This is a genomic window from Streptomyces sp. W16, from assembly GCF_033194735.1.
Lineage (GTDB): Bacteria > Actinomycetota > Actinomycetes > Streptomycetales > Streptomycetaceae > Streptomyces.
On the sequence record NZ_JAWOAI010000639.1, the window covers coordinates 1 to 4,915 of the forward strand.

General features: G+C 70.6%; 4 protein-coding genes and 1 pseudogene. 1 reads left to right on the top strand and 4 read right to left on the bottom strand.

Going from position 1 to position 4,915, the window contains the following annotated elements; all coding sequences use genetic code 11:
• From R6V09_RS45895 to lnt, 4 genes are all read right to left on the bottom strand, one after another.
• On the bottom strand, window positions 1-1,248 hold a 1,248-nt coding region (locus R6V09_RS45895; RefSeq protein WP_317887415.1), incomplete at its 3' end, for a GAF domain-containing protein.
• 76 nt (window positions 1,249-1,324) lie between these two features.
• A complete protein-coding gene (locus R6V09_RS45900; RefSeq protein ID WP_317887416.1) occupies window positions 1,325-2,131 on the bottom strand; it encodes a 3-hydroxybutyrate dehydrogenase in 807 nt (268 codons plus the stop codon).
• A 54-nt stretch (window positions 2,132-2,185) separates the two neighbouring features.
• On the bottom strand, window positions 2,186-2,665 hold the full coding sequence (locus R6V09_RS45905) for an NUDIX hydrolase (protein ID WP_317887417.1): 480 nt from the start codon (window positions 2,663-2,665) through the stop codon (window positions 2,186-2,188).
• 77 nt (window positions 2,666-2,742) lie between these two features.
• Window positions 2,743-4,353, bottom strand: coding sequence for an apolipoprotein N-acyltransferase (gene lnt / locus R6V09_RS45910; RefSeq protein ID WP_317887418.1), 1,611 nt, complete (start codon window positions 4,351-4,353; stop codon window positions 2,743-2,745).
• Window positions 4,354-4,585: 232 nt separating this feature from the next.
• On the opposite strand from lnt, the pseudogene R6V09_RS45915 reads away from it, so the two are divergent.
• Window positions 4,586-4,915: pseudogene (locus R6V09_RS45915) on the top strand (O-antigen ligase family protein); the annotation flags it as partial.

The following is a 4,915-nucleotide window of genomic DNA, read 5'->3' on the forward strand; positions in this document are numbered from 1 at the left end:
CAGCCGGGACGCGCGGTCCCGCAGCAGGCGCGGGTCGCGGTCACGGCCGTCGAGCAGGTCGTCCAACAGCTCCCCGCGGACTCGCTGTTCGGCCTCGGCCGCCGACCGCCGGGCGAGCAGGAGCAGGGAGGTGACCATGGCGGCGCGCTCCAGGGTGCGCTGGTCGACGGGATCGAGTCCGGGGTGGCCGCGCAGCACGAGGGCGCCGAGCAACTCGCCTCCGGCGGCGACGGCGGCGATCCAGTCGTCCCGGTGCCGGACCGCGTGCCCCTCCGTACGGGATGTCTCCAGGGCTTTCGTGGGTGTGGCGTCGGTTTCGGTGAACTCGACGACTCCGTCGAGTACTTGGGAGACTGCGGCGGCCACGTCGTGGACTCCTCCGCCGCGCAGCACGAGTTCGGCGAGCCGGTCGTGGATGTCCGAGGCGCGCTCGATGACTCCGCTTCGGTCCTGGATGATCTCGTTGGCGCGCTCCAGGTCGGCGAGCGCCGAACGGGTCTCGGTGAGCAGGTTCGCGGTGTCGATGGCGGCTGCGGCGAGCGCGGCGAAGGAGCCGAGCAGCGCGATCTGCTCCCGCTCGAAGACCCGCGCCCGCCGGTCCGCCGCGAACAGCACGCCGATCACTCGGTGCCCGAGCATCAACGGCACCCCGAGGATCGCCACCAGCCCCTCGTCCCGTACCCCCGAGTCGATGGTGAGGGTGTGCTGAAAACGGTCGTCCTTGAAGTAGTCGTCGGTGACATAGGGCCGCGCCGTCTGGGCCACGAGTCCGCCGAGTCCCTCCCCCATGCCCAGGCGCAGTTGCTGGAAGCGGGCCGCGACCGAACCCTCGGTGACCCGCATATAGGTGTCGCCCCTGGCCGGGTCGTTGAGGCTGAGGTAGGCGACATCGGTGCCGAGCAGCGACCGGGCGCGCTGGACGATCGCCTGCAGTACGGCGTCCAGGTCGCGCAGGCCGGCGAGATCGTGGGCGGTCTCGAAGAGCGCGGACAGCTCGGCCTCACGCCGTCGGCGTCCCTCCAGCTCCGAACGCACGCGCAGCGCGAGCGACTTGGCGTGTTCGAGTCCGGCGATCAGCTCGGCCGGTCTTCCCTCGGCGCGGGCGAGCAGCACCGGCTGCTCGTATGCGTCGGCGGAGGCGCCCCGGGCCAGCAGCTCCAGGAACGGTGTCTCGGCACTGCTCGGTCGCGCTCCGGCACCGGTGAGGGTGGCGGAGCGCTCGGCTGACTGCGCGTGATCGCTGGACATGCTCACAGGATTCCCCATCGCCGGGCCGGCCGGTCAGGCCTGTGGACAACTCGGAATCGCCTGCCCACCGGGTGGTTCAGTGCGCGGTCCACCCGCCGTCCAGCACCAGCGAGGTGCCGGTCACGAAGGAGGCGTGCGGGCCGCACAGATAGGCGACGGCCTCGCCGACCTCCTCCGGTTCGATGAGCCGTTTCACCGCGCTGTCCTGCAGAAGCACCTCGGTCAGCACCCGCTCCTCGGGGATGCCGTGCGCCCGTGCCTGGTCGGCGAGCTGCCGCTCGACCAGTGGAGTGCGCACATAGGCGGGGTTCACACAGTTGGAGGTGACGCCATGGGGTGCGCCTTCGAGGGCGGCGGTCTTGGAGAGTCCCTCCAGACCATGTTTGGCAGCCACATACGCGGACTTGAAGGCGGAGGCCCGCAGCCCATGGACGGAGGACACATTGACGATCCGGCCCCACCTCTGCGCGTACATATGGGGCAGGGCACCACGGATGAGCCGGAAGGGCGCCTCCAGCATCACGGTGAGCACCGTGTGGAAGACCTCGGGCGGGAACTCCTCGATGGGGCGCACCAGTTGCAGCCCCGCGTTGTTCACCAGGACATCCGTGCCGGCGGCGGCATGTTCGGCTGCGTCCAGGTCGGTGAGGTCGAGTACATGCGGCTCGACGGTGCCCGCCAGGTCCCGCGCCTGTTCGGCGAGGGCCGCGAGTCCCGGGGCGTCCACGTCGACCGCTCTGACCTTCGCCCCGGCGGCGGCCAGCCGCAGGGTGCAGGCACGGCCGATACCGCCGGCGGCGCCGGTGACGAGTGCGACACGGCCACCGAGGTCGAGGAGAGGGGTGGTGGTGTGGGGCCCCGGGAGGGGACTGGGCTCGGTCATGTGTCGAGCCTAGGCAGCGCTGTTGCCCCAACACATATGGGCCGAGCCCATACTTCAGTCAGAAGTCGTGGTGTCGAACCATGTGGGTGCGTCGGCCAGGGTCTGCTTGATCCGGAACAGTTGGCGATCGCTGAGTTCGGGCAGCGCATCCAGCTCGAACCAGCCGACCTCCAAGGACTCGTCGTCGTTCACGGCCGCCTCGCCACCGACGGCCCGGCACTGCATGGTGATGTCCATGAACTGGCAGGCGTCACCGTTGGGATAGCTGATCGGCCCCTCGGCCTTGACCATGACGACCCGCTCCGCCACGCACTCGACGGCCGTCTCCTCGAACACCTCGCGCACCGCGCACACCGCGGGCTGCTCACCGGGCTCGGGGATGCCTGAGGGCAACGCCCACTCGTGGTTGTCCGACCGCTTGCCCAGCAGGACGCGTCCCGCGTCGTCGAAGACCACGGCGCTCACCCCGGGAAGCCACAGCAGTTGATGCCCCGCGGAGGCCCGGATCGTACGAATGAAATCAGGAGTAGCCATGGTCAGACCCTAACGGGACGATCCATGGCTACTCCACGAACTGCCGTGTGTGCGGCGGACATACGACGGGCGTACGGCTACGCGTCGCCCGCGCGCCGCCGGCGTACACCCGCGCCGATCGCCCAGCCGAGGCCGCCCGCGGCGACGAGGACCAGGGCCATTTCTGGCAGGATGCCGAGCTTGGTGGCCGGTGTCTCCGAGGAGCGCAGCGGCACCTTCTGGACCAGGGAGTCGGCCACGAACATGCCTGTCTTCTGGGTGATCTTCCCGTCCGGCATGATGATCGCGCTGACGCCGCTGGTCACCGGGACCGTGACGGTCCGGCTGTGTTCGACCGCGCGGACCCGGGACATGGCGAGCTGTTGGTAGGTCATCTCGCTGCGGTCGAAGGTCGCGTTGTTGCTGGGCACGGAGATCAGCTGGGCGCCGTCGGTGACCTCGGAGCGCACGGCCCAGTCGAAGGCGGCCTCGTAGCAGGTGACCAGGCCGATCTTGGCGCCGTTCATGGTGAAGACGCCCGGCTTGGTGCCCCGGCTGAAGTCCTGGCGGACCATGCTGGTCCAGTTCTTGTTGATCGCCCCGAGGAGCGAGCGCATCGGGAGGTACTCGCCGAACGGCTGGATCTGCCGTTTGTCGTAGGTGCTGGTCGGGCCCTTCACCGGGTCCCAGAGGATCTGCTCGTTGTAGAGCTTGCCGCCCCGTTCGACGACGCCGCCGACCGAGATGGGTGCGCCGATCGCCTTCGCGGCTTCGTCGATGTCCGCGTAGGCCTGGGCGTCGGCGAAGGGATCGACGTCGGAAGAGTTCTCCGGCCACAGGACCACGTCGGGCTTGGCGACCTTGCCGGCCTTGACCTTCGCGGCCAGCCGCAGGGTTTCCTTGACGTGGTAGTCGAGGACGGCACGCCGTTGGGCGTTGAACTCCAGTCCCGCGCGCGGGACGTTGCCCTGGATGACCGCGACGGTCGTGGTGCCGTCCTCGGCCTTGTCGCTCACCAGGGACCGTGCCGCCACCGCGCCGACCACCGGTACGGCCACGCTCAGCAGGGCCACGACCGCGGCGGACCGCCGTACGACACGGGTGCGCCGGGTCTCCAGGGCAAGGCGCACGATCTCGTACAGGCCGAAGCCGCACAGGACGACGGCAAAGCCGAGGACGGGGGTGCCGCCCACCGCGGCGAGCGGCAGGAAGACGCCGTCCGCCTGGCCGAACGCGATCTTGCCCCAGGGGAAGCCGTGGAAGGGGGCACGCGCGCGTACCGCCTCGCCGGCGATCCACAGCGTTGCCGCCCACAGCGGCCAGGCGGGCAGCTTCGACACCGCGGTGATGCCCGCGCCGACCAGCGCGACGAAGATCGCCTCGACCGCGACCAGCGCGAGCCAGGGTCCGGGGCCGACCTCGACGCCGGTCCACACCAGCAGCGGCAGCAGGAATCCGAGGCCGAAGAGGTAGCCGAGGCCGAGGCCCGCCTTCCAGCTGCGGCCTCGCAGCACCCACCCGAAACAGGCGAAGGCGGGCAGCGCCAGCCACCACAGCGTGCGCGGCGGAAAACTGACGTACAGCAGCACTCCGGAGAGGGCTGCTACGGCGGCCGGGACCAGACGGACGAGCCGGGCGAGGCGCGCTGCGGGCGCGGCCTGGGGCTCCAGCTGGTCCGACTCGTCCACGGAAGTTGCGGTGACGGTCACTCCGGGAGTGTACGGCGGTTGACCTTGGGGCCGACAGCACGGTCCGGATGGCAGCACGGGTCACTGAACAGGCCGGGAGCCGCATCGTTCCTGCGCAACTCGTCCACAAATCGGTCATCAGCCGTTACGGTGTGCCGGAGCCCCTGTCGTGCGGTCGGTCCAGGCCGGCGGCCGGGGTCGGTCACGGGTCGGGGGGCTCGGTTCAGGGGGCGGCGGGGTGGGTTCCACGGGGATGGCGTCGGCGGCCGGTCCGGACGCCGACAGTGAGAGACGAAACGTTTCGGATGCCGTGGGTGTCGCGGTGCTCGGGGCCTGTGCCGCGTGGTCGCTGATCACCGCCGCGATGCACGACGGCCGGCCCGAGGGGGTGCTGCTCGCGGTTCTGGCAGTCTCCGCCGGGTACGCGTCGGGGCGGATCTCCGGGGCGCTCGTGCCGGTCGCCGCGCCCTGTGCCGGAGCGCTGGCCGGCCTCGGTCTGGCGCTGGCCGAACCGCGTCTCGCCCCGGGCCCCCAGTTCGGCGCCCCGCTCGGTCACGCCGGTGCCACCGCGGCTCTGTTGACC

Coding starts and splice junctions, on each gene's coding strand:
- R6V09_RS45900 (WP_317887416.1), bottom strand. CDS start 2,131: ATGACCGAGCCCAGTCCCCTCCCGGGGCCCCACACCACCACCCCTCTC.
- R6V09_RS45905 (WP_317887417.1), bottom strand. CDS start 2,665: ATGGCTACTCCTGATTTCATTCGTACGATCCGGGCCTCCGCGGGGCAT.